A 24,870-nucleotide genomic window follows, 5' to 3' on the forward strand; every position below is an offset into this window, starting at 1 on the left:
GTAAGACGAGCCAAGGTGCGGATTTTATTTTTTAAAAAGCCCCCTTTATATCATTTTTTGAATGTTGAAAAGGTTAGTTAGCAAAAATGAAAATTCAAATGTTAGTATAGTTGCAAAGGGGGCTTGGCATGGTTTGTATTAATCAGATAATAATTTTCTAGTTATTTTCGTTTTCCCATTTCACGTCTTCTCCCTGTGGTGCAGCACCACCTTGAGCCTGTGTAATAGGAGCAGTTTCCTGGTTGATATGATAAATATAGGCTGCAATTTTTTCTGCATCTCTTCCAGTAATGGTTCCTTCTTTAATGAAAGGTCTCATTGTAGGATTATTTGGAGATCCGTTTTCAAGCATCCAGAAAACATTTTTAAATAAACTTTTTTCTTTGATGTTGATCCAGTGTGTATCGGTAAGGTTAGGACCAATACCTCCTTTTCCTCCATCTCCGTGGCAGGTTACACAGTTGGTTTTGAATAATTCCTGACCTTCAGCGATATTATCTGCACTGTATTTTGCTGACTCTAGATTGATCTGCGGAGCACTTTTTTCATATTCTGCTATAGAAGCCAGCATCAATTTAGATTCTTTTGTGTATTCTGCTTCCGGGTGGGCATAATCTGTGAAAGAAAAGGCCATTAAATACACTACACAGAAAATACATCCGAACCAGAATAGGCCTATCCACCATTTTGGAAGAGAATTGTCAAGCTCTGTAATTCCATCAAAACCGTGGTCGATCAGGATATCTTTTTCTTCAGTAGCAGATTGCTTTTTGAAAGCAGAATTCCATAGTTTCTGATAATAAGGAACACTTTTTTCTTCCAGATACTGTTTCTTCTCTTCCTCGGAAAGTCTGCTGAAACTTTCGTTTTCAATCATATCTCCAATGGAGTTCATAATCATCAGAAGGATAATCGCAATCAATATCAGTGCCCAGAAAAAGGGTGAGGAAAAATATCCTGAATCACTGGCGAACATTTCAAAGGCCATAATTGTTAAGCCTATCGTTGTTGCGATATATATTGAAATTGGGGTTCTCGTTTTCATTACATCAATTTTTAATGATTACTCTGCACTTGCGGTTTGGATCTGCGTTGTTTTAATATCGGTTCCTAATCTTTGCAGATAGGCGATCATTGCTACGATTTCTCTTTGTTCAAGCGGTACATAAGAAGCTCCTTTTGCAGTTTTTTCTTTTACCATCTGATCTTTTACATCATTAGCTTCGGAGTAAATTCTCTGTACAATAGCTTTTGACTGGTTGTCTGCCCATTGGTTGGCAGAATCAATCTGAGCTTTTGTATAAGGAACATCAAATGTGTTTTTCATTAATTTCATTTTATCCACCATTTGAGTACGGTCCAGTTTATTGGTAATTAACCAAGGGAAACGTGGCATGATAGAACCTGCAGAGGTAATTCTTGGGTTGTACATATGTTTAAAGTGCCATGAATCCGGGTTTCTGCCTCCTTCTCTGTGAAGATCCGGTCCTGTTCTCTTAGAGCCCCAAAGGAATGGTCTGTCGTAGATGAATTCCCCAGCTTTTGAGTATTGCCCATTCTTTCCTTCAAATCTTACTACTTCATCACGGAAAGGACGGATCATCTGAGAGTGGCAGGAGTTACATCCTTCACGGATATATAAATCTCTTCCTTCCAACTCCAATGGGGTGTATGGTTTCACTGCAGTGATAGTAGGAACACTCTGCTTCAGTGATAGTGTAGGAACAATTTCCACTAACCCACCAATCGCAATGGTAATGAAGGCCAGGATAGAAAGTAGGGTAGGTGTTCTTTCTAACCAAAGGTGTACGCCTTCTCCTTCTTTTCTTGTTCCCCCGATATTGGCTAATGCAGGTGCTTCTGCAGGTACATTTTTCTGGAATGAACCCACTTTAATGGTTTTGATAACGTTGATAACCATTAAGATTGCTCCTGAAAGATATAGGATACCTCCTAAGAATCTCATTTTAAAGTAAGGAATAATCGCAGTTACTGTATCCAACCAGTTTTTCCACAATAATGTTCCGTCTGGATTGAACTGCTTCCACATTAATCCCTGGGTAAACCCTGAAATATACATGGGTACTGCGTAGAAAATAATTCCTAATGTTCCTAACCAGAAATGCCAGTTAGCGAGTTTTACAGACCATAGTTTAGTTCTCCACATGATCGGAACCAGGTAATATACCACTCCGAAGGCCATGAAACCATTCCATCCAAGAGCTCCTAAGTGTACGTGACCAATAACCCAGTCAGTATAGTGTCCAATTTTATTTAAAGATTTTGTTGCTAATAAAGGTCCTTCGAAGGTGGCCATACCATAACAGGTAATTGCTACCACAAAGAATTTAAGGATCGGGTTTTCTCTTACTTTATCCCAGGCTCCTCTTAAGGTAAGGAGACCGTTCAGCATTCCTCCCCATGATGGAGCAATCAGCATGATAGAGAAACCGGTTCCTACAGCCTGTGCCCATGCCGGTAATGCTGTATATTGCAGGTGGTGAGGCCCGGCCCAAAGGTATACAAAGATTAATGACCAGAAGTGAATAATGGATAATTTGTATGAGAATACCGGTCGTTGAGCTGCTTTTGGCATAAAGTAATACATCAGACCTAGTACAGGGGTAGTTAATACGAATGCTACTGCATTGTGACCATACCACCATTGTACTAATGCATCTTTTACACCTGCATATACAGAATAAGATTTCCAGCTTGTGAAAGATAACGGAACTTCAAGGTTATTGAAGATGTGAAGCATTGCTACAGCAATCCATGTGGCAAGATAAAACCAGATCGCTACATACAAATGTCTTACTCTTCTTTTAGCAATAGTTCCGAACATATTGATTCCGAATACGATCCATGAGAAGGCAATTAATATATCAATAGGCCATTCATGTTCAGCATATTCTTTAGAAGTATTGATTCCCATTAAGAATGTAATCACTACAGTAACAATCATAAACTGCCATGACCAGAAGTGAATCCATGAAAGGGTGTCACTATACATTCTTGTTTTCAGCAATCTTTGCATACTATAGTAAGCACCGCAGAAAAAGGAGTTACAAACGAAAGCAAAAATAACGGCACTTGTGTGAAGCATTCTGATTCTTCCGAATCCCATTGCTCCCTGAGTGTTAATTAATCCCTGAATATTGCCCGAAGCTAAACTTTTAATAGTTGTATCATCTGTACCGAATAAAAATTCTGGTAACTCAGGATAAAAAAGCATCAATGCGGCAGTAAGCCCAAGCAGAAATCCGACGAGTCCGAATGCAACTGTTGCATAGAGGAATGCCCTGACAATATTATTGTCATAATTAAATTTTTGCGTCTCCATAAATTCCAATAGTGTTTACCGAAGTGATATTTGCTTTGAAAAGGGTTTATTTTTCTCCATTTTCTATGTTAAAAGTAAATATCATGTAACGTGTATAATGTTTTGCCAAAGGTATTTATTAACTTTGTTGGAGGCTAATAGCTAAACTTCTAAAATATACCGAAAACTACTAAAACAGAAATGATGAAAATATGTGGACAAAATATCAGGAAAATCCGGAGGGGTAAAGATCTTACGCAGGAATATATGGCTTTCGAAATGGGGATTTCCCAAAAGGCATATTCCGATATTGAAAATTCCAAAGTGAAAATCAATCTTGAAATCCTGACTAAAATATCAGATATTTTAGAAATCAAACCTTCCGATATTTGTAGTATCTCTCATAAATGTGGGACAGATGGTGGTTATGAAGATAAATATCAGGGTCTTGTAGAGTATATGAAAAAGAATGATATTTCGATTCCGAAAGAGTTTCTTTAGTATTTTCAGTGTTACATTCTATCAACATATGATAATGGCCTTCTCGATATAATTGAGAAGGCCATTATTTTTTTGTAGTAAAATTGTGTTTCTAGTAATGAACCTGATGATAAAGACTGTGATGAAGGAACAAGCCTTGAGTATTTCAAATGTATTATAATGGATAAAATGTTCATAAATAATTATGTAGAAAAAAAATCACATGTTTGTGGATAAATATTTACAATAATTTTGATTTTCTATGATATATTTGTCATGAAAATAATGTAGCCTAATCGGAATGAAGCTTTTGTCCCTTATTGTATTGTTGTTGTTTCTATGTAGCAACGGACAAAGCTATACTATGCAACGGTATACCATGGATAATAGGCTGCCTCAAAACAGTATCAAAGATATTGTAAAAGACAAGTATGGTTTCATATGGCTGTCCATGGAAGGGCAAATTCTACGGTATGACGGCAGCAATTTTGTTCGATATAAAGACTTTAAACTTAATAATCTGAGTTTTGGTGATTTTTATGGAAGTATCAATAATGACAGTATGGTTGTCTTCAATAATTCTGAAAAAAAAAATCTCCTGATTTCTCGAAGACAACCAAAGGTTATTTCTCATAAAAAAGAATCTTATCCGGATGGGCCTAGTGGCACTGGGATATATAAAAGACTTGTTAAAAATAACGTCACTGTCAGATATGTTTCTTTTATAGATTCTTATTTTGTTCAGTTGAAGACAGGAATCTATTATTTTGAAAACAACAGCATTATTTACGTTGACCGGAAAAGTAATCAACGGATAAAACTTAATCTTGATTTTCCAAGAAACAGGTTAAAACGTCTGTTTGTTCATGGAGAAAATATTTTTGTTGCCGATTCCCGGAATAAAAAACTTCTTCAACTGTATCGGGGGAAGTATTCTTATGTTGATGCAGCTGCTATGTATACAGATCCTGAAACAAAGATATATTGGCAGCAGATTACGGGGCAGGTTTTCATGATTAACCATGGTAAAATATATAGAAGCCAATTTTCAGAAGGGAAACTAAGTCTTACCTATCTGTTGGAATATATGAATATAGATAAAGAAATATCGGGAGCAATGTTTTATGATGACGCTCCCCGTAAATTATATATTGGCAGTCCCATTAATGGTCTTAAAATTCTAAGTCTATCTGATTTTTCAGTTTCCAAAAAGAATTTACCTTATCAGGATGAGGTTTGCTATGCGGCTCTTCCCTTTGGTGAAAATTCTGTTTTAACCCAGGAAGGTATCAGATATTATAATAATAGATCGGAAAAATTATATAAGGCTCCTCAATCCTATGATAAACGTTATATTTTTTGGGATGACTCGGGAAATCTTGTGTATCGGGAAAATAATTCCATTCATATAAGGTATAAAAATACAGGATTTACAAAGTATGATTCTATCTCTTTTGACAGGAAAGAAATTGACGGGTTGTATAAAAATGGAGGGCTGTATATGGTATCTGTTTCGGACAGAAATAAATTTTATCTCTATATATTTGACCGCGATAATTTTAAGAAAACGGAGAGAATTATTCCTTGTGAAGATAATATAGATACTATTCTCAGATATAATGAAGATCTTCTTTATTTAGGTGGGAGTAATGGTATAGGTGTTTTTTCCCTTTCTCAAAATAAAATTATAGAACGAATTGGGCAGAATCTTCCGGTAAAGCAAATTATAAAAACCAAGGATGGAAATATTTGGCTTACGACGTATAACCAAGGAATGTATTTATTAAAAGATCACAAAGTTATCAGGATTCCTGCAGATAAAAATGATTTTTTGGCTAATGCTCACCATATCCTGGAAGATAAAAATTCAAATTTATGGATTTCGTCTAATAACGGATTATTTAAAATTAATAAGACCAAAATTTTGAGATCCCTGAAAGCTCCCCAGGAGCCTGTTACTTATTACCGGTATACCAAAGAACATGGCTTTTTGAATAATGAATTCAACGGGAGTGCTGATCCTGATGCCAATATTCTTGAGGATGGACAATTTGTATTTCCTTCCATGGAAGGGTTTGTGTTTTTTACCCCTCAGAATGTGAAAGCGTATTTTCCTGCAGCACACGATCTGTATGTGGAAAGAGCAAAAGTAGATGGTAAAATGATTCGTTTGAAAGATGACCTTCTTCTGGAATGTGGCTATAAAAATGCAGATATATATATTGATATTCCTTACTATTCTAATCTGGAAAATATTTATCTGCAGGCGAAGCTAATAGGCGAAGAGAATAGCCAATGGATCAATATTAAAAATGACAGAAAATTCAGATTATCCAATACAGAACCAGGGAAATATCAATTACTCATAAGATTTTTATCTTCAGAAACAGGGAAATTTGTGTATAAAAGCTTTCCTATAGAAGTTGAGGCTTATTTTTATCAGACTTTATCTTTTAAAATCCTGGTTGTTGGATTGATTATTTTAATTTTTGTGATTGGAATACAGATCAGAACCAATTTTTTAAGATTAAAAAATAAGGTGCTGGAAAATACGTTGGTTCACAGGGATAAAGAACTGCAGGAAACCAATAATAAGCTTAAAAGCGAGTCCGATTATCAAAAAAAACTGGTAGAAAGTATTAGTCATGATATTACAACTCCGGTTAAATTTATTGCTCTTCTTTCGCAAGAACTTACCCAATCTGATGATGCTAAAACTCAAAAAAAGTATTTTGACAGTATTTATAAAACCTCGGAACAGCTCTATAAATTTACATTAAGTTTAAAAGAATATACAGAGCTCTACAAACAGGAAAATAATATGAAAGATGAATATCAGATTTATGATTTGATTGAAACTAAAAAGTTACTGTTTGAAGAGATTGCTGCTCAGAAACATACTTTCATCTATAATTTCTGTGATCATCATCTTACTGTAAAAACCAATAAAAATATTCTTCTTGCCGTTTTTCATAATATTATAGATAATGCAGTGAAAAATACTTCAGATGGAGAAATTATTATTACCTCAGCATCTTCGGAGCAGTATGTAGAAATCAATATTGCAGATACAGGAAGTGGAATGTCTGCCGAACAGAGAACTTATTATTCTGAGCTTTCCAGAAAAAAGGGAAGTGAGCATCTTATTTTTAAAAATTATGGACTGGGCCTACACATGGTTATTCAGTTGATGATGAAAATCAATGGAGAAATTACTTTTCATGAAAATATACCGAAGGGAACACTCATTAAAATCCATATTACACTATGACAAAGAGAATATTAATTGCAGATGACCATCATGTAGTAAGAATCGGAACTGCTTTGATTCTGGAAAAGAATTTTAATGAATTTGAAATTGATTTTGCAGAAACATACGATGAGGTAAAGCAGAAAGTGGAGACTGGAAAATTTGACCTTGTGATATTGGATATTGAGCTTCCGGGAAGTACTTTCAAGTCAATGGTTAAAGAAATTAAAAACATTAGGGAAGATACTCTGATCTTAATTTTTACCTCTTACAAAGAAACCGTCGCGATGCAATATATTCAAGAGGGAGTGAATGGCTTTTTAAATAAACTCAGCAACCCGGAAACGTTTGTGAAAACAATTGAAGGTATTTTTAAAGATGGTTATTACTATACTCCTGAAGTACTCAATGAAATGGTCGTACGAATGCACAAGAAAAGTCCTTTGGAAATTCTGTCCGAAAGAGAGCTGCAGGTCTTTGATCTCCTGGCAAAAGGAAACGGAAATCTTGAAATAGCTAATGCACTCAATATTGAAGAATCCACTGTGGGAACTTACAAAAGAAGAGTCTATCAGAAATTAAAAATCACGAACCTTGTTGAACTGTTGGAAATTTACAACGAAATCCATTAATATATAATACTTATCATGTCATAAAACTCTTACAGTTTTGTGGAAAAATGTGTACAGAGCCTGTAAACGGAATCTTTATTTTTCACAGTAAGTTAGTCTCATGAAAATCCCATCTGATAAACAATTGGGAGGCTATATTGGTACTTACAATTTCTTTAGATTCTAAATACATTTTTTGATTATGAGAACAATTTTATTTTTCACTGCTTTTTTAGCAGCGGTAACTGGTTTGACGGTGAATGCCCAAGTAGGGGTAAATACTCCTAATCCTACCAGTAGCCTGACGGTTAATGGTTCCTTTGCTGCAACGTATAAAACAGTGTCTGCAAGCGGAACTGTAGGAGCGGATGATTATTATACCGCATATAATTCAGCAGGTAATGGAACTTTAACCTTGCCGGCAGCCATTAGTGGAGCAGGTAATTTTGCTGGAAGAACCTATCATTTTAAAAATACAGGAGCCGGAAATCTTATTATTGCAGCTAATGGTGCAGAGTTAATTGATACTCAAAACGGAACAGGAGCTCCTAATATTACCATTCCAACAGGATATTATGCATTTTTGGTCAATAAGGGTACTATTACAGGAACAACATGGGAGCTTGTATTGTTTTCGAGTTCTAACAGTATGCCTTCTGTAAATCAAACTTATCTTTTTTCGTCTGCACAGCAAAATGCATTTAAACAGACGTGCCCGGCTACCACAGGACCAGCATGGCAGAATGAAGAGATTAAATACAACCAAGGTATGGCCATTAACACAGGGAGTGCATTCGATGGGTTATCAGGAAGATTTAAAGCGCCTACAGATGGGTTTTACATGATCTACGGTTCTGCCCAGTTTGATAATTCAGAAATTGCCGGACAGCCGGGTTTTGCTTGGTGTGTATTGTATCTTGTAAAGAACTTTTTGACGACTCCCAACAACCAGCTTGTGCAGAATTTTCACACTAATCCCGGTGTTTTTGCATCTGGTATTGTTTCAGCGGTTGTTCATCTGAATAAGGATGAGACAGTAAGTATGGCTTCAGCTGCCAGATTAACTAATGCCGGATCTCAATATCAGGTAACTGCCACTTCTATTTATGGTTATAAAATAGCCAATTAACAGATTAAATAGAGTTTGCATAGTAATGTTGTTGAAGGAACTCAGGCATCGGCTACTTATTTTGTGAGATTGAACAGTGGTGTTTTCGGTGAGAATGTTATTTATATAGTCCATGCAAATTAAAGACAATTAGGGTTAGAGTAGAAAATAGATCATGCTATTGAAGTCTGAATTCTCAATTTGCCCCATGGAATGTGAATTTCTCTGAAAAGTTTTTATATATTTAGCGACCGAATAATTCATTCAATGAGCAACGAAAAAAATACAGGACAAAACGAGACTTTAGTTAGAGGATTAACAAATCGACATATACAATTAATTGCCCTTGGAGGTGCCATAGGAACAGGATTATTTCTGGGAATCGGGCCGGCAGCAGTACTGGCTGGGCCCTCAGTAATTTTAGGGTACGCCTTAGCCGGGATTATTGCCTTCTTTATCATGCGTCAGCTTGGTGAAATGGTCGTTCAGGAACCGGTATCGGGAAGTTTTAGTCACTTCGCCTATAAATATTGGGGAAATTTTCCAGGTTTTGCTTCAGGATGGAACTACTGGATTCTGTATATCCTTGTAAGTATGGCTGAACTTACAGCCATTGGCCATTACATCCATTTCTGGTGGCCGGAAATACCACTTTGGGTGTCCAGTTTATTCTTTTTTGTAGTCATCACTGCCCTTAATCTTGCTTCTGTAAAAGTGTATGGGGAAACTGAGTTCTGGTTCTCCATCATTAAAGTAGTAGCTATTATTGCAATGATTGTTTTTGGAGTTTATCTGTTGATAAGTGGAACTGGAGGAGAAAAAGCAACGGTTACCAATTTATGGAATGATGGCGGTTTCTTCCCGAAAGGATTATTCAATAAAACCGAAACCGGGTTTTCCGGATTATTTGCGGCAATGGCCATGATTATGTTCTCTTTCGGAGGATTGGAACTGATCGGAATTACGGCTGCTGAAGCTAAAAACCCTGAAAAAACAATTCCACAGGCAACCAATCAGGTGATCTATAGAATTTTAATTTTTTATGTAGGAGCTTTAGTAATCCTGTTCTCGTTAAGTCCATGGAGAGAAATTACAGAAGGTTCAAGCCCGTTTGTAATGGTATTTCAAAACTTGAATGGATTGGAATTCAGTCTTTTTGGTAAAGTGATTCAGTTCAATACTTTGATTGCAAATGTTCTTAATGTTATTGTATTAACGGCTGCTTTATCAGTGTATAACAGTAGTGTTTATAGTAATAGCCGTATGCTTTTCGGGTTGGCTCAGCAAGGAAATGCTCCTAAGTTTCTGAAGAAATTGAATAAAAATTCAGTTCCTATCAATGCGATCCTTATTTCTTCTTGTTTTGCAGGAATCTGCATTATCATTAATAAACTGGTGCCGGAAAAAGCATTTCAGTATCTGATGGCCTTGGTAGTCTCTACATTAATTATCAACTGGCTGATGATCTGTTACACGCATTTGAAATTTAAAAAATCCATCACTAAAGAAGGTGTTCAATCGAAATTTCCATCTATATTTTATCCGATTTCCAATTACATCTGTATTATATTTTTAGTGCTGATTTTAGGATTGATGAGTATTACAGGAATGGAAATTCAGGTAGTCCTGATTCCGGTCTGGATAGGATTTTTATTTGCTATGTATAAATTATATAAACCGAATTAACAGGTTTTAAATACAATAAAGAATATGGTTTTTGGAAACTTTTTAGTGGTACAAAAACCATATTTTATTTTAAAAAGTACGATTGATGAAACATGTATTTTGTCTTCTGTTTATTTGTTTGTTTTCAGTTTCAGCTGTTGCTCAGAAGGATGATTTTACTATTTATATTGAGACTTCCGATATCAGAAACTTTTGGAATGCTTATGATGAGGCTCAGAAGATTAATAATTCGGAACAAAAGATATCTACATTTCAAAAGCTGTATGTTGATAAAGCAAGTCCAGGGTTGAAGGATTTTATCAGGTCCAGAAATTTTACCGCTGAACAATGGATTGAATCCTTTGATTCAAAACCAAAGTTCTGGAAATCGATTAGAAATAAGACTAAGAAGATTCAAAAAGATTTTAAAAATATAGAAAATCTTTATCAAAATTTCAGCCATTTATATGCTGATTTTTCTCCGCCAAAGATCTACTTTACAATAGGGAATCTTAAAGGTGGTGGAACGGTCATTAACGGAAATCTAATCATTGGTTCTGAATTAGCAGCTTCCGATGCAACAGTGGATTATTTGGAACTTTCCAAAAACTATCAGGACAGGATGAAGATTAATTCAGGGGTTATTTTTCTTACGGCTCATGAGTTGGTGCATACTCAACAAAATTTAAAAGACATCAAAACGAATTTATTAGGGCTCTGCTTAAAAGAAGGTTCCGCTGATTTTATAGCTGAACTTTTAACAGGAAAAAAGGTTGAAGCTCCTTATATTGAATATGGAATGCAGCATCAGAAATCTTTGTGGAATGATTTTCAAAAAGAAATGGGTAGTGAAGATTATCAAAACTGGTTGTCCAATACGGCCACTATAAAAGACAGACCTGCAGATCTGGGATATTTTATGGGGTATATAATTACCAAGAAATTGTATGAAAAATCAGAAGATAAGAAATCTGCAATCAACATCATGATGAATCTGGATTTTAGCAATGCAGCAGAAACAGAAAATTTTTTAGAACAGTCAGGATATAAAACTGACGTTAAGTAAATATTGGATAGGTTTGTTTTTTTCTTACCTTAGTAATGAAATATATTGCTGATAAGGTTAAAAAGATAACTTGTTTACAGCTTTCAGTGTAAATAGTTTCGTGGATCAAAACCATTTTCAGAATGAAATTTTGTGATATGCAGGCTAATTTTAGTGACATACAAAAGATTATCGACCATATTGAAATCAATTTTGATAGGGAAGTCACTGCTCATGAGATAGAGTCTATCTCTCATTATTCTTACCGTAATTTCCAGCGTATTTTTTTCAAACTTTTCAATGAGACTATTTCCGGGTTTCAAAAACGTCTGCGTCTTGAGAATGCTTATAAAAAACTCATCTACACGGAAGATAACCTCTCTGAAATTGCTTGGCAAGTAGGATATTTCAATATTCAATCCTTTTCAAAAGCATTCAAAAAACAATATTCAGTTTCTCCTGCTGAAGCGAGAAAACAGAAACAAGATATCTTCAAAGAATTCATAGAAAGCCATCATGCCGATCTGAAAGTAGAGATCAAATATAAAGATGCAGTATCAGTTTACTGTAAATTTATTAAGGCTAAAGATTATAATAACCAAGAAATTGATGCATTGTGGAATGAAATTGAACCCGATGCAGGAATATTTGAAGCTGCCTACGGAATTATTCGCGATCAGCCTTTAATTACCAGTCATTCACATTGCAGATATGGTGCCGCAGTAATCTCTGATGAGGTGATAAGTGGGCTTGTGAAAAATGAAATTTTTGGTGGGAAATATGCAAAATTCACCCATTATGGTCCTTATGGAAATATTTTGGAAACCTATCGCTCATTTTATCAATACTGGCTTTCTGGAAAACAGTTTTTGCTGGATAACTCTGATGTTATTGAAGAATATGAAGAAATAGAGCTTACCCATATTTATTTTCCATTGTATGAGTGAAATGTCTTTTTAGGACAATAATTGCTTTTTTGAGTCTTTAATTTTGCACCAGTAAATGACCACAACGAGAATTGTTAATGTAACACTTAAAAAGACAAAGGATAATGAAAAAAAGTATATTTCTCCTGGGCTTATTGCTTCCTTTCTATGGTAAAGCGCAGATCTCTGTTCAGGCTTATGCCGGCAATAAAGAAACAGAGGTACTAGGAATCTATGATAAAGATTTTGGAAATAAATGGAATTATTTTGCCTCAGGAACCATTGGCTACGATTATGATCTGAAAAAAGTGAACCCTGAACTCTATCAAAATATTAATTATGGAATTGGTAAGAATTTAGGTGTTTCTGCAGGAGTTCATATTTCAGATAAAGATATCATGCCATCCATAGGATTGGCTTATGGAAAAGGGAATGAAGTTTTTGGAATCAATGTATTTCCTGCCCTTACTTATTCTACAGATGCAAAACAATTCGGATTAGGCTTATATACCTTATTGGAATACACTCCAAAGATCAATGAACGGTTTAATTTTTACAGTATGTTGATTGTAGAATCTGATTTTAGTTTCAAAGAACACCAAGCCAGCAGTCAGGTTATTCGTCTCGGGCTGGAGAACAGAAAGAAAATGCAGTTTGGAATAGGAAGTAATATTTCCCAGACGGGAAGCAGCTATGAAACTGATATCAACTTTGGAGTATTTATTGGAAAGAAATTTTAACGATATGAACAAATTATTCACACTTACTTTTATATTAGGTTGTATGTATACTATGGGACAAACCTATCATTTTCCTGAAGAATCTTCACTTCATGAAGGAACCTGGCTGCAGTGGCCTCACCATTATCAACATGGTACCACTTACCGCCAAAGAGTAGAACAAACCTGGATTGATATGACAAAAGGATTACAATCAGGAGAAAAAGTACACATTATAGCTTATAATGTAGATGAGAAAAAAAGAATCATCAAACTTTTAGAAGACAATAAGGTTCCGATGAAGAATGTAGACTTCAGAATTTATCCTACCGATGATGTTTGGATCAGAGATAACGGACCTATTTTCGTAAAGGATGGCAAAGGGAATGTACTGATTGAAGATTGGGGGTTCAACGGTTGGGGTGAAAAGTTCGACTTTGAAAATTGTGATGAAATTCCACAACGAATAGGAAAAGATCTGGGTGTAAAAGTGATAGATCTGAATGAAGAAATGGTTAATGAAGGTGGATCAGTGGAAACAGATGGAAGCGGAGTTCTGATGGCTTGTAAAAGTTCAGTTATCAGTCAGAAAAAAGATGCTACAAGAAACAAAGGAATTACCCAACAGGAAGCTGAAGAAATGTTTGAAACTTACTATGGAGTATCCAAAGTGATATGGCTGGATGGGGTTACCGGATTAGATGTTACGGATATGCACATTGATGGTTTCATGAAGTTTGTCAACTCTTCTACCATGATTACAATGAAGGAAGATGATCTTGCAGAGCTTGGACTTTCCGATAAAGATATCAATACATTGTATACCGCATCCAATGTTGATGGTAAAGAGTATAAGAAAGTATACCTACCGGCTACCAAAAATAAAGTAAAAACAGCTTATGGAAAGCAGTTGGATGAAAAAGGTTCCTATGTTAATTATTATGTAGCCAACACTGTAGTCCTTGTTCCTAATTATGGAGATCCTAATGACCAGATTGCGAATCAGATTATTCAGAAGCAATATCCAAACAGAAAAGTGATAGGAATAGATGTGAGAAACCTATATGAAAACGGAGGGATGGTACATTGTGTTACCCAACAGCAGCCTGCCGGAAATTTAATGAAGTAATAGTAAAACCTCAGTAAAACATTATGGTACAAACGATAATTTAGAATTTCGGGGTATCATAATGTTTTTTTTATGTTGATTTTTTACGGAAAAGATAGGTTTACTTATTTCATTTTCTGTATTTGTGGAAGATACTAGTAAAAAAATATAATAAGTAGCTATTCGATAGATTTTGTTATTAAAATATGATATAGTCTGATCATTGATTTACTTAGTGTTTAGTGGTGTATTGTATTAATTTTTCGTAAATTAGTAAGACGGTATTATTCAATTTCGGGTGAAAATTGTCATCTGATTTTGAAATTCCGGCGGACAAGCCGAACACCGCATCACAAAGTAGGCACACCTAAAAACACACCTATGGCTAATCTATTTCAAACACTTACCAACACAGTTAAACATTGGTATATTCCATTGATCTTTGGAATTCTCTTTCTGATCTGCGGTTTTTATGTATTCAGTGTGCCACTTGCAACGTATGTAACACTTTCCATATTTTTTAGTGTTTCGTTCCTGTTCTCGGGGATCACGGAAATTTTCTTTTCCATACAGAATTGTAAATCTCTTCAGGGATGGGGTTGGTTCCTTGTAAGTGGGCTTCTGACCACAGCAATTGGAGTTTATCTGATCGCCTATCCGCAGATTTCAATGTCTATTCTTCCGTTTGTAGTAGGATTTACCCTTTTATTCCGTTCTTTCCAGTTGTTAGGATTCGCTTTTGATTTGAAGAGTATGAGAATTATGAGCTGGGGAAATGTAGCTTTAGCAAGTGTAGGAGGAATTATTTTTTCTTTACTGCTGATATTTAATCCCATATTTACTGGGATTTCTCTGGTGACATTAACCGGCGTTTCTTTTATCTTTATGGGGATAGCTTCTATTATGCTGGCTTTAGATCTTAGAAAGGTTAAAAAAATTCCTGGAAAAGTGAGCCAGGAACTGAGGGATCGGATTAAATCTATTCAGGATGAAATTGATCATGTGAAAAAGTAAGTATACCTTATATTTATAAATGTAAAAAGACCTTAATAAGAGGTCTTTTTGTTTTTTATCAGCATTTTTCTGTATAAAATTAAGTTACAGGTCCAGAATCCATTTCTGAAGATCAGTGTTCGAAGATAATTTAAGCTTTTTCTTAAGTCTGTATCTTTTTGTCTCTATCCCACGGACACTAATGTTTTCATATTGGCAGATTTCTTTATTCGTAAGATTTAATCTGATATAAGCACTGAATTTTATATCATGTTCTGTAAGTTCAGGAGTATGTGTAATTAGTTTTTCATAGAATTCAGGGTATACTTCTTTAAAACGTACCAGAAACAGAGGGCTTCTGCTCTCCATAAGCTGAATGATTTCATCAAATGAATTATTTACTTTCAATTTAAGAACATCCGTTTCTATGATCTTTTTCTCTAGAATTTGGTCCTTTTTCAGGGCTTTTTTAATATAGATTTTTCTGATGAAATATAATAACAGGCCAAATGATACTACAATGAGCATGACTATAAAGTAGAACATCCTTCTTTCTTTTCCTTTTTCCTCATGCTTTAAATCAATCAATGTATTAACGGCAAGATTTACGGCTTCTTTTTCGTTTTTACTGATATCGTCATGAAGAAGGGTATATTTTCTTAGAAATTCATTAGATTTTTCAATTTCATTTAAAGATTTATAAACACTGGAAAGTGTGTCATAAACAGTCAGTAAGGAGCCTGGGTTATTTTTCGTTTTTTGAAATACGTCTAGCGATTTCAAATAATATTCAAGTGCTTTTTCTTTATTTCCTTTTATATTATATAGATCTCCATAGCTGAACCATGCAGTGGCTTTTTCAATATCAGATGCATTGTTAGAATAGGCAAAAGCCTTATTCATATAGTATTCAGCAGAGTCTAAATGTTTTTTTTCAGCAATAAATTTATCTGCTGTTCTTGTATAAGACGTGATATTGGGTTTTGAACCCAGTATTTTCTTCTTTATAGCTTGTAAAGAATCAAGGTTTTTATCTTTGGGAAAGTTCTGTTGTTTCCATGAATAGTTGTAGGCCAGGGCAAATTCTCTCTGTTTAAGATTGGTAATTTTCTTTATATAAGATGCTGCCTGATCAAAGGCTGCATTGGATTGTTCATAAAGTCCCAGCCGTGTATAATTCCTTCCGTATTCATTGTATAAATTGGCCTTCAGAAAAGGATCATTACTATGCAGCAGCTCTTTTTTAGCTTTGTCAAGATACTCAAGGCTTTCTTTATTCCTGTCAAGTCCGGATAATATGCTTCCTATATTGGTATATACCATAATAACACCCTTGGTGTCATCATTTTTTTCATATTGTGTAAGAGCGTTAATATTGTATTTTAAAGCTCCTTCGGCGTCTAGTCTCTTTCGATATTCTAATGTCGTTTTTATAGGTTCGGGTTGAAAAGAGAAGTCCTGAGCGTCAAAAAATACTGAGAAGGAAAAGAAAATCAGATATAATATTTTAATTCTAAAATTTTGGAACATATTTTTTAAAATTATTAACACAAAAATAACTTTTTTATGAATATGATTAAGAAATTAATCAGCTGCATGTAATTTTTTATTTTGACATATAGCAAAAATGTACTTCAAAAACACTCCATTTAAATAAGTAAAGTATTGTTTGTTAATTCATTGTGTTGTGAAGTGTATTTGAAGTAATGCTTAGTGTAGATAATATTGATAGATTTATCACGAAATAATTTTTTCATTCTTTCACGTTTGAAAAGTGTTTGTGTTTAGAGGCAGGGATATTGATGATCCCTGCTTTTTAAATAAGAGAACTATTGGAGTTCTAAAGTGTTTATAATTATCCTCTTTCCTCTGAATATTGCTCAAAAATACTAATAATTCACTTTTTCGACTTACTTCAAAGTTACTTCATCTTTGTTGTAACTATTTGTTTTACAGAGTATTGTTTATTGAAGTGTCTTTGGTGTAGATTTTTTTTTGTTTGCGTGCTGTAAGTTTGCATCATCAAGTTCGAACACTGGAGATTTCAGACCGGTCATGTTTTTCAGTACGATTCTAAATACACACAAGAAAAAATTAAACAATGAAAAAAATAATAATTTCATCTGCGATATTTGTCGCGAATTTTGCCTTTTCTCAAGTAGGTATTAATACCCCTAATCCACAAGCATCATTGGATATCCAAAGCAAAGGAAATACTTCCGCTACTAAAGCTATGAGAATCAATAACTCAAATAATACAGAAATGGTTACCATTACTGATGCGGGGAAAGTGGGAATCGGAGCTGCTATTCCGAAATCAAACCTGCAGGTTATTGGAGATGAATTGAGGGTTGGCGGGACATCCTCACAACTTGGGAGTGTTGCCAATCCAATTTTAAGAATTCATTCTAATGCAAATACTGATGGTTCAGGAGGTTCACTGCTTTTCAGTGAGAATATGGAGACTTTTGGATATTATATAAGACAAAATACAGAAGCAGGAAATACTTATGGTTCCGATGGTTTAGCGATTGGTGCTGCACAAACAGGGAAGTATACATATAATCCGGCACGTCCCGGCATTTTTGTTTCAGATTTTCAAAATGTAAGTTTTGGAACAGCTACTCCCCAGGCAATGTTTCACATTGATGGAGCAAGAGATAATAATATTAATGCAGCTCCAACATCTGCGCAGCAAGTAAATGATATTGTGGTTAACACCTCTGGAAATATAGGAATAGGAACAATCAGCCCTACCCATAAGCTCGATATTCGTTCTGCAATTAACGGAGCCGTTAAAATTGTAGATGGAACACAGGGAGCCAATAAAGTTTTAACCTCAGACGCTAATGGTGTGGCTACATGGAAAGATAATGTTACTGATACAAGTATCTATAATAGTAATGGAACGTTGTCGGCTAACCGAACCGTTGCACAAGCAGGGAATACTTTAGCATTTACAAGTACTGCTACAGCCGGAACTAGTCATTTTACTGTAGATGGGACCACTTTTAATGTTGATGCAAGAAATAACAGAATTGGCCTTGGTACTGCATCTCCCAATAACCTTTTGGATTTGGGTGCCTCTCAGGGAAAAAAACTAGCGATTTGGAACAGTACTGCTGGCGATGATTTTTATGGATTTGGAGCGGCACAAAATGTTTTACAACTTTTTGCGGGGGTTCCAACTATAGGAAATGCGCTGATGACTTTAAATAAAAATGGAAGGGTGGGTATTGGAACTACTAACCCCCAAGCTAATTTTCATACCATCGGAACAAGGAGATTTGAGAATGCTACAAGCGGCTCTGTAGCTGTGGGTGCTGTACTAACGGCAACTGATACTAATGGTACTGCTGAATGGCGGATTCCCGCTTCTCAAACTGCTGTAGGAGGTGTCGTAGGAGGTGCTGGGATTAATATTCCTTTTGCTAATGATGGCACTTATAAATATACAGGAAGGTATGTCACATTGCCTCCGGGAAAATGGGCAGTTACTATTACTCAGCTGGCACAAACTGTGGGTAATCTGGATAATGATGACTGGATGTTTGTGAGAAGTACTTTTGGAGAAGGGAATGTAGCTGTAGGCGCTGCTCTTACACGATCTAATGATGTAAGAGGTCCTTCATTGATGAGTTTCAGAGTACAAGGACCTGCTTCTGCAGGACATACCCAACAGTTTGATGTATTTCAGGGAACTATTATTATTGAAAATACGACCTCATCAGATAAAATCTATAGATATATTGCTGGAAATACAGTTACAGGTGGAGGACCTAATAGCACAACCGTTATCTCACGATTTGGAGATACATGGTCAGAGAGTTCCATTTTTGCTACAGCCATTAAATAGTAAGAGAAAAGAGGATATTTTATTTTTATGGTTGTTGGCAGGCAGGGATACACTGGATTTTCCATATCCCTGCTTATTTAAACACAGTATAATTGAGTATCTAAAGTTATGTATGGTGTAATTAAACAGATTAAATTTTATTATAAGAGACAATGGAGTTAGATTTTAAAAACATTCACATAGGAAACATGATTCACTTACAGGTAGAACAAAATCAATTTGAAATGACAAGGATATGTAAGTTTATGAAGTCTTCGGAAAAGGAAATAAAAGCAATGTATCTACAAAAAGATCTTCCAACCGGTATATTATTAAGATGGAGCAAACTGTTACAGTATGATTTTTTCCGGATCTATTCTCAGCATTTAATATTATTTGCACCCCAGAAAAGTAGTGCACGGGTTTACGTAAAACAAACGGAGGATAAGAAAAGTAACCTCCCACAATTTAAAAAAAACTTATATACTAAGGAAATTATTGACTTTATTCTTGAGCTTATCCGTACTGGGGAAAAAACAAAAGAGCAGGTAATGGCGCAATATAATATTCCTAAAACAACTTTGTATAAATGGCTTAAAAAATACTAACGAAATGTAATAGGATCTGTAAAATAGTATACTAAATCAAATGAAAAGAAATGAAATGTTCAAAACCTTATTATAAAAAGATATTTACTGATATGTTGGCATTAAAATTTCCTGATAAAAAAGAACAATGCTTGTTTTTCTTAAATAAAGAAGAACTTTCTGAGCTGGATGTGCTAAAACTTAATAAAATTATATTTGGCGAGGATGTTTCAGAAAATGTAAATGCCAAAAATCACAGGTCTTATGATAAGTCTACTATTTTTAAAATTTTGGATTATCAAAAGAAACAGAAACTGAATAATATACAGACTGCCAGGTATTTTGGTCTTAGTAGAAACACAGTAGCAAAGTGGAAAAAAATATTTTTAGTCTAAAAATAGTAGGTGCGGTTCCCAATAATTCAATATCTGATTCAAAATTATAGCTAAAATGTTTTTTTTTACTATTTCCTGATTTGAATTCTATCCAACTTTTGATAGAATATATCTTGATCATCTTTAGGGAAAAAATGTGCTTTTATCCATAGCTGCTTCTGTGTAATTCATAATGGTTATATTTTAAAATTATAGCTATATAAATGTGGGTTTTTCATTTAAAAAGCTATTTATTGAATAATATTTTCAATTAAAATAATGTATGGTTGATTATTTTTATATTTTTTTTAAACCGGGATATTGTTTAGTATCTGTTTTGTTCTTAATTTTAATCCATTGATAAATAATATTGTAGAGAGTTTTAAAGTGTAAATGCAGAAGTAGTAAAGTAAAGAGGTTTTGTAAGGATTACATTGATATAGAAACTAATGTTGAAGTAAAATTTATAAGATTCAAAAAATACATCATATTACTCAATTTAAAAACTAATAAAATGAAAACAAGCATTTTACTATTATCAATGTTGATAATTGCCAATTTTACACGTGCACAAATTGGAATATACACATCAAACCCTCAAGGCGCGCTCCATTTTGATGGTGCAAAAGACAATCCGGCGACGGGTATTCCAACTGATGTACAGCAAGCCAATGATTTTACAATAACCTCTACTGGAAATGTTGGTATTGGTACCATTACCCCGTCATCAAATCTTCATATAAAAAATAGAGGAACAGCTACGGGGATTGGAACAGGTGAAGCGACGAATACAGGACTTTTGATAGAAAACCCTATTGCCAACAGTTCCATATTGTCAATTTTAAGAACCACCGGAGCAGCAGGAACTAAACAGACGGTAATGGGAATAAACCCTAATATCAATGGAAATAATGGATTGTTTGTTATTTCCCGTACCCCTGGTGCAACTGATTTTGTAATGGATTTATCTTCCGGCAATATAGGGATTGCCAATAATGCACCCACCAATACTTTAGATGTGGCTGGTAGTACCAGAATAAGAACCATGGATATAGCTGCAGGTGCTACCATTGTTACCCCAGTATATTCAGATACAAATGGCGTTTTGAATAAGGCAGTTACTAATGTATATGGAACGGTTATTAATAATACAGTGAATGTAACAGCAGGGGCTACAGGTACTTTGATTACGGGAATTCCAAACGCCGGCGTATATAAGGTTGTCATTTCTGTTGGAAATACTTGTGCACGTACTGCTGTTGCAGAATATTATGTTACCAGCAATGCTTTTAACAGCGCTTTTTCTATTAAGGGAATAGATGGTCTTCTCAACACTGATACCACCTCTAAAGGGCCTGTATTTACAGAAGTAAGCAGAACTACTACTTCAGTGGTCTGGTCTGGTGTGCCAAACTGCGCAGGAGGGACGGGGTCAGCCTTTAGTTATACACTAACAATGCCTTCAGCAGATGTGATAAATATTACCAATAATGGAGATGCAACGCTGGATTATAGAATAATTCTTACAAGACTTTTTTAATTTTATAATATCCAAAAAGATCTCTAGGGAGATCTTTTTTTGTTTTTACTTGACTTTTTGTTTACGTATATTGTATTTTTATATCAATCATAAATAGGGAAGTTATCAATGTGTTTTCCACTAAAAAACAATGAATTATGGAAGGTGAAGTTAATTTAAAGAATATTTTAAAAAATTTAAATCCGTTATTGAATGAAGGACGGTATGTGTATTGTACAGTTGATAACATTGATGGAATTCCTTTTTCTAAAATTTTGTTCCTGTTTAAGGAGACAGAAAGTATAACTGTTGTCCTTAAAAAAGAAGATGCTGAAGCTTTAAGTTTAGCCTTTAGTTATGTTGCTTCATGGATCACTCTTGAGGTTCATTCCTCTTTATCTGCAGTTGGCTTAACGGCAAAATTTTCACAGGCTTTGAGTGATGCAGGGATTAGTTGCAATGTAGTTGCTGCCTATTTTCATGACCATATTTTTGTGGATGAGAAGGATGAGGCGAAAGCTATTGAGGTGTTGAATGGGCTTAAAGGATAGAATTGATATTTAAGGACAATCATAATATGGATCCTTAAAATAAATAGAGAAATGGAAAATAAAGATATCAATATTTCAGATCTTAGGAAGCTTATCAATATTCTGTCTGATGAATTGGAAAAATTAGAAGGTAAGAATGTTGTGGTTCTTGAAGATGATTTGTATTGGAATATTCTTGATGAGGAACTATATAGCCCTTATCATGAGCCTGCTCAACTTACAATGGGAAGCCTTTCAGAAGACTGGGAGTTTTTACAAAAAGTTGTAAATGGAGAACGCGAGATGATTGATTATGATTTGTATAAACTCGCTTCAATTTTAAAGCTTCTAGGGAGGAATAATACTATTATGGAAAAGTAGAGTATTTTATTGGTTGTAAAGATGTCCAGATTAAGCTCTGTAAATACACGAATTTTAATAGAATAATTGCTTATGATAGTTCCTGAAAAACAAAGTAATACATGAAAAATAATATACAATGAAGTATGTAACAATTTTTATTTTTATAACCTGCATTTTTCTTATTTTCAATTGTACAGATAAGAATGAAAAAAATATATTGGATTTTAATAAATATACATTCAATACTGTTTTAAAAGGTGAAGGAACGTATAATATAGGGTATGAATTTGATATCAATAAAAAGTATTATGCTAATAAGGAGTATAATTTTATCTATTATCCAAAAAATTTAAAGGAGAGAAAATTTTTGATACCAGGAAGCTTGAGCAATGGTGAGTTTCCTATTTATTGGAGAGGAGTTAATCTTCCTTTTACAATTATTAAAAAAGCCAACAGTGATACTTTACTCATTATCAAAAACAACAAAAAATTTATATTTAAAAGAATAAAAAATAGCGATTAAATAAAATGGCTTTTATAACATTATTAATAGGCTTAGTCCTTATATATTTTAAATTAAGCTCTAAAGAAAATATCTTTAACGTGAAAAGAAAGGATGACTCTATGTATGATAAAATGCTTTATTATAGAGGTTGGGTTATTGCTATTTTATTAATTGTGATTTCTTTGTCAGCTCTTTTTAAAAATGCTATAGATTTCATTAAATAAAAGTATTTATAATTACTGCTCTCACAAGAATCACGCTAGTGACTAATCAATAAAAAAACCGCCTCATTTTTTGAGGTGGTTTTTTTATTGCTATTTTTATTTCAAATCTATAAAAAAAACCATCCTTAAAAAAGGATGGTTTGTAGACCCACAGGGATTCGAACCCCGACTGACGGTACCAAAAACCGGAGTGCTACCGTTACACTATAGGTCTGTTTTATTTTGGTGATGCAAATTTATATAATTTTTTGGTATTTGCAAATATCTCTCTTGAAAATTCTACTACTTTAAGTAAAAAAAACTAGAATTGAGCTTTTTTAGTACATTAAAATATGACAAAGAGACCAGATAGAGAAGCCTTGAGTAATTTAAAATAGATGTTAGGGTTGATCATTTCCCTCAATTTATAGGGTTGATTCAATTCTAATCAAAAATATTTATTAATCTAAAAAACAAAAAACCATCCTTAAAAAGGATGGTTTGTAGACCCACAGGGATTCGAACCCCGAATGACGGTACCAAAAACCGGAGTGTTACCGTTACACTATAGGTCTGTTTTATTTTGGTGGTGCAAATTTACAGTTTTTTTCCTTAGATGCAAGAACTTTTTGGATTTTTTTTTAAATTTACTGTAGATTTTATTCATGGAAAATATGCTGATAGACTTCAATAATCTCAATATTAATCAATTATCCTTCAACTCTGAATTTGAAAAAAAAGTTAGAATCTTTTTAGAAGAATGGTCTTGGGAAGGAGAAACTGTAAACGTGCAGACTTCAGGTTCTACAGGAACTCCTAAAATTTTCGGGATCGAAAAAAAGAAAATGATCAATTCTGCAGTGATGACCTGCAACTTTTTAGGACTAAAAGAAGGTGATACTGCATTACTATGCCTGCCTGTAGAATATATTTCAGGTAAAATGATGGTAGTACGCTCTATAGAAAGAAAACTTAGGCTAATCATAAGTGAACCATCTTTATATCCTGTTGAAAATCTGGATCAGGAGGTAGATTTTTGTGCTATGACTCCGCTTCAGGTAGAAAATTCATTGGATAAACTTCATTTCATCAAAAATCTGATTATTGGTGGTGCTGCTGTTTCTGAAAGTTTGAAAAATAAAATTCTTCAGTTGAATTTGAAGAGTTCAAACCATATTTTTGAGACCTATGGGATGTCAGAAACGCTTTCTCATATTGGTTTGAAACAATTGATGCCGGAACCGGAAGAGTATTTTACTGTTTTTGAAAATGTTTCTATTTCTTTGGATGAAAGAGGGTGTCTTACTATTTTTGCTCCAAATGTTAATACTGAGGTATTGGTAACTAATGATTTAGTTGAAATTAAAAATGATAAGCAGTTTAAATTTCTGGGGCGAATAGATAACGTAATCAATTCCGGAGGTGCAAAAATTTTTCCGGAAGCACTGGAAGCATTAGTCAAAAGAGAAATCCCAAATGAAGCTATTTTTGTAGGATTACCGGATGAAAGCTTGGGACAGAAATTAATATTAATTATTGAAGGAAATCCATCCGATGAGGTTGTTCATAAAATTTCAAAGGTTTCTTTTGAGAAGAATTTCCATAAGCCGAAAGAAATTATTTTTACGAATAAAATTCCCAGAACACCTAATGGAAAGGTAAGTAGGATGGAATTGTATAAGTTGATTAGTGAAAATATATAAGAAGTTTTGATTCTTGAATCTAAA

At 34.2% G+C, this 24,870-nt stretch carries 21 protein-coding genes and 2 tRNA genes; 18 read left to right on the plus strand and 5 right to left on the minus strand.

Annotated elements, in window-relative coordinates; genetic code table 11:
• Positions 1-157: 157 nt before the first annotated feature.
• Positions 158-1,045, minus strand: coding sequence for a cbb3-type cytochrome c oxidase N-terminal domain-containing protein (locus BLS98_RS19055; RefSeq protein WP_089738426.1), 888 nt, complete (start codon positions 1,043-1,045; stop codon positions 158-160).
• Positions 1,046-1,063: 18 nt separating this feature from the next.
• Positions 1,064-3,343: a cytochrome-c oxidase, cbb3-type subunit I gene (gene ccoN / locus BLS98_RS19060; protein WP_089738527.1), complete on the minus strand. Its 2,280-nt coding sequence runs from the start codon at positions 3,341-3,343 to the stop codon at positions 1,064-1,066.
• Positions 3,344-3,523: 180 nt separating this feature from the next.
• Between ccoN and BLS98_RS19065 the strand changes: the two genes are divergently transcribed.
• From BLS98_RS19065 to BLS98_RS19110, 10 genes are all read left to right on the plus strand, one after another.
• Positions 3,524-3,823, plus strand: a complete 300-nt coding sequence (locus BLS98_RS19065; protein ID WP_228425383.1) for a helix-turn-helix domain-containing protein — start codon at positions 3,524-3,526, stop codon at positions 3,821-3,823.
• A 280-nt stretch (positions 3,824-4,103) separates the two neighbouring features.
• Entirely contained in the window at positions 4,104-7,073 is a 2,970-nt protein-coding gene (locus BLS98_RS19070) for a sensor histidine kinase (RefSeq protein WP_089738430.1), read from the plus strand.
• A complete protein-coding gene (locus tag BLS98_RS19075) occupies positions 7,070-7,684 on the plus strand; it encodes a response regulator transcription factor (protein WP_089738432.1) in 615 nt (204 codons plus the stop codon). The genes BLS98_RS19070 and BLS98_RS19075 overlap by 4 nt, the downstream gene beginning before the upstream one ends.
• A 181-nt stretch (positions 7,685-7,865) precedes the next feature.
• The gene (locus tag BLS98_RS19080; RefSeq protein ID WP_089738434.1) at positions 7,866-8,792 is read left to right on the plus strand and encodes a hypothetical protein; all 927 of its coding nucleotides are present in this window, start codon (positions 7,866-7,868) and stop codon (positions 8,790-8,792) included.
• Between the two features lie 246 nt (positions 8,793-9,038).
• Positions 9,039-10,457, plus strand: coding sequence for an amino acid permease (locus BLS98_RS19085; protein ID WP_089738436.1), 1,419 nt, complete (start codon positions 9,039-9,041; stop codon positions 10,455-10,457).
• 85 nt (positions 10,458-10,542) lie between these two features.
• On the plus strand, positions 10,543-11,502 hold the full coding sequence (locus BLS98_RS19090; protein WP_111994835.1) for a gliding motility protein GldB-related protein: 960 nt from the start codon (positions 10,543-10,545) through the stop codon (positions 11,500-11,502).
• 122 nt (positions 11,503-11,624) lie between these two features.
• Positions 11,625-12,428, plus strand: coding sequence for an AraC family transcriptional regulator (locus BLS98_RS19095; protein ID WP_228425381.1), 804 nt, complete (start codon positions 11,625-11,627; stop codon positions 12,426-12,428).
• A 104-nt stretch (positions 12,429-12,532) separates the two neighbouring features.
• Positions 12,533-13,147 carry a hypothetical protein gene (locus tag BLS98_RS19100; RefSeq protein ID WP_089738442.1) on the plus strand — a complete coding sequence of 205 codons (615 nt, stop codon included), beginning with the start codon at positions 12,533-12,535 and terminating at the stop codon, positions 13,145-13,147.
• 4 nt (positions 13,148-13,151) lie between these two features.
• Positions 13,152-14,255 (plus strand): agmatine deiminase family protein, encoded by a 1,104-nt coding sequence (locus tag BLS98_RS19105; RefSeq protein WP_089738529.1) that lies wholly within the window; start codon positions 13,152-13,154, stop codon positions 14,253-14,255.
• 360 nt (positions 14,256-14,615) lie between these two features.
• Positions 14,616-15,248, plus strand: a complete 633-nt coding sequence (locus tag BLS98_RS19110) for an HdeD family acid-resistance protein (protein WP_089738444.1) — start codon at positions 14,616-14,618, stop codon at positions 15,246-15,248.
• A gap of 84 nt (positions 15,249-15,332) precedes the next feature.
• Here the strand turns inward: BLS98_RS19110 and BLS98_RS19115 are convergent, their stop codons facing one another.
• Positions 15,333-16,757 (minus strand): tetratricopeptide repeat protein, encoded by a 1,425-nt coding sequence (locus tag BLS98_RS19115; protein WP_089738447.1) that lies wholly within the window; start codon positions 16,755-16,757, stop codon positions 15,333-15,335.
• 571 nt (positions 16,758-17,328) lie between these two features.
• Here BLS98_RS19115 and BLS98_RS19120 point away from each other — a divergent pair.
• The 7 genes from BLS98_RS19120 to BLS98_RS19150 all read left to right on the plus strand — a co-directional run bounded on the left by BLS98_RS19120 (position 17,329) and on the right by BLS98_RS19150 (position 22,958).
• The gene (locus BLS98_RS19120; protein WP_089738448.1) at positions 17,329-19,083 is read left to right on the plus strand and encodes a hypothetical protein; all 1,755 of its coding nucleotides are present in this window, start codon (positions 17,329-17,331) and stop codon (positions 19,081-19,083) included.
• A gap of 224 nt (positions 19,084-19,307) precedes the next feature.
• Positions 19,308-19,670, plus strand: coding sequence for a transposase (locus BLS98_RS19125; protein WP_317040652.1), 363 nt, complete (start codon positions 19,308-19,310; stop codon positions 19,668-19,670).
• A 92-nt stretch (positions 19,671-19,762) separates the two neighbouring features.
• On the plus strand, positions 19,763-20,044 hold the full coding sequence (locus BLS98_RS19130; protein ID WP_228425377.1) for a helix-turn-helix domain-containing protein: 282 nt from the start codon (positions 19,763-19,765) through the stop codon (positions 20,042-20,044).
• Positions 20,045-20,537: 493 nt separating this feature from the next.
• Positions 20,538-21,563, plus strand: coding sequence for a hypothetical protein (locus tag BLS98_RS19135; RefSeq protein WP_139166161.1), 1,026 nt, complete (start codon positions 20,538-20,540; stop codon positions 21,561-21,563).
• 137 nt (positions 21,564-21,700) lie between these two features.
• Positions 21,701-22,093 carry an ACT domain-containing protein gene (locus BLS98_RS19140; RefSeq protein ID WP_089738454.1) on the plus strand — a complete coding sequence of 131 codons (393 nt, stop codon included), beginning with the start codon at positions 21,701-21,703 and terminating at the stop codon, positions 22,091-22,093.
• A 51-nt stretch (positions 22,094-22,144) separates the two neighbouring features.
• The gene (locus tag BLS98_RS19145; RefSeq protein WP_089738456.1) at positions 22,145-22,453 is read left to right on the plus strand and encodes a hypothetical protein; all 309 of its coding nucleotides are present in this window, start codon (positions 22,145-22,147) and stop codon (positions 22,451-22,453) included.
• A 199-nt stretch (positions 22,454-22,652) separates the two neighbouring features.
• Positions 22,653-22,958, plus strand: coding sequence for a hypothetical protein (locus BLS98_RS19150; RefSeq protein WP_139166162.1), 306 nt, complete (start codon positions 22,653-22,655; stop codon positions 22,956-22,958).
• A gap of 349 nt (positions 22,959-23,307) precedes the next feature.
• On the opposite strand, the gene BLS98_RS19160 is transcribed toward BLS98_RS19150, so the two are convergent.
• Together BLS98_RS19160 and BLS98_RS19165 are read right to left on the minus strand one after the other, a co-directional pair.
• Positions 23,308-23,378 (minus strand) — tRNA-Gln (locus BLS98_RS19160).
• A 269-nt stretch (positions 23,379-23,647) separates the two neighbouring features.
• Positions 23,648-23,718, minus strand: a tRNA-Gln gene (locus BLS98_RS19165).
• 99 nt (positions 23,719-23,817) lie between these two features.
• Here BLS98_RS19165 and BLS98_RS19170 point away from each other — a divergent pair.
• A complete protein-coding gene (locus tag BLS98_RS19170; protein WP_089738531.1) occupies positions 23,818-24,846 on the plus strand; it encodes an AMP-binding protein in 1,029 nt (342 codons plus the stop codon).
• Positions 24,847-24,870: the final 24 nt, after the last annotated feature.

The organism is Chryseobacterium jejuense, assembly GCF_900100075.1.
GTDB lineage: Bacteria > Bacteroidota > Bacteroidia > Flavobacteriales > Weeksellaceae > Chryseobacterium > Chryseobacterium jejuense.

What these genes read in the sequence shown, in the direction of transcription:
- BLS98_RS19055 (WP_089738426.1), bottom strand. Translation starts at nt 1,045, where the DNA reads ATGAAAACGAGAACCCCAATTTCAATATATATCGCAACAACGATAGGC.
- ccoN (WP_089738527.1), bottom strand. Translation starts at nt 3,343, where the DNA reads ATGGAGACGCAAAAATTTAATTATGACAATAATATTGTCAGGGCATTC.
- BLS98_RS19065 (WP_228425383.1), top strand. Translation starts at nt 3,524, where the DNA reads ATGATGAAAATATGTGGACAAAATATCAGGAAAATCCGGAGGGGTAAA.
- BLS98_RS19070 (WP_089738430.1), top strand. Translation starts at nt 4,104, where the DNA reads ATGAAGCTTTTGTCCCTTATTGTATTGTTGTTGTTTCTATGTAGCAAC.
- BLS98_RS19075 (WP_089738432.1), top strand. Translation starts at nt 7,070, where the DNA reads ATGACAAAGAGAATATTAATTGCAGATGACCATCATGTAGTAAGAATC.
- BLS98_RS19080 (WP_089738434.1), top strand. Translation starts at nt 7,866, where the DNA reads ATGAGAACAATTTTATTTTTCACTGCTTTTTTAGCAGCGGTAACTGGT.
- BLS98_RS19085 (WP_089738436.1), top strand. Translation starts at nt 9,039, where the DNA reads ATGAGCAACGAAAAAAATACAGGACAAAACGAGACTTTAGTTAGAGGA.
- BLS98_RS19090 (WP_111994835.1), top strand. Translation starts at nt 10,543, where the DNA reads ATGAAACATGTATTTTGTCTTCTGTTTATTTGTTTGTTTTCAGTTTCA.
- BLS98_RS19095 (WP_228425381.1), top strand. Translation starts at nt 11,625, where the DNA reads ATGAAATTTTGTGATATGCAGGCTAATTTTAGTGACATACAAAAGATT.
- BLS98_RS19100 (WP_089738442.1), top strand. Translation starts at nt 12,533, where the DNA reads ATGAAAAAAAGTATATTTCTCCTGGGCTTATTGCTTCCTTTCTATGGT.
- BLS98_RS19105 (WP_089738529.1), top strand. Translation starts at nt 13,152, where the DNA reads ATGAACAAATTATTCACACTTACTTTTATATTAGGTTGTATGTATACT.
- BLS98_RS19110 (WP_089738444.1), top strand. Translation starts at nt 14,616, where the DNA reads ATGGCTAATCTATTTCAAACACTTACCAACACAGTTAAACATTGGTAT.
- BLS98_RS19115 (WP_089738447.1), bottom strand. Translation starts at nt 16,757, where the DNA reads ATGTTCCAAAATTTTAGAATTAAAATATTATATCTGATTTTCTTTTCC.
- BLS98_RS19120 (WP_089738448.1), top strand. Translation starts at nt 17,329, where the DNA reads ATGAAAAAAATAATAATTTCATCTGCGATATTTGTCGCGAATTTTGCC.
- BLS98_RS19125 (WP_317040652.1), top strand. Translation starts at nt 19,308, where the DNA reads ATGACAAGGATATGTAAGTTTATGAAGTCTTCGGAAAAGGAAATAAAA.
- BLS98_RS19130 (WP_228425377.1), top strand. Translation starts at nt 19,763, where the DNA reads ATGTTGGCATTAAAATTTCCTGATAAAAAAGAACAATGCTTGTTTTTC.
- BLS98_RS19135 (WP_139166161.1), top strand. Translation starts at nt 20,538, where the DNA reads ATGAAAACAAGCATTTTACTATTATCAATGTTGATAATTGCCAATTTT.
- BLS98_RS19140 (WP_089738454.1), top strand. Translation starts at nt 21,701, where the DNA reads ATGGAAGGTGAAGTTAATTTAAAGAATATTTTAAAAAATTTAAATCCG.
- BLS98_RS19145 (WP_089738456.1), top strand. Translation starts at nt 22,145, where the DNA reads ATGGAAAATAAAGATATCAATATTTCAGATCTTAGGAAGCTTATCAAT.
- BLS98_RS19170 (WP_089738531.1), top strand. Translation starts at nt 23,818, where the DNA reads ATGCTGATAGACTTCAATAATCTCAATATTAATCAATTATCCTTCAAC.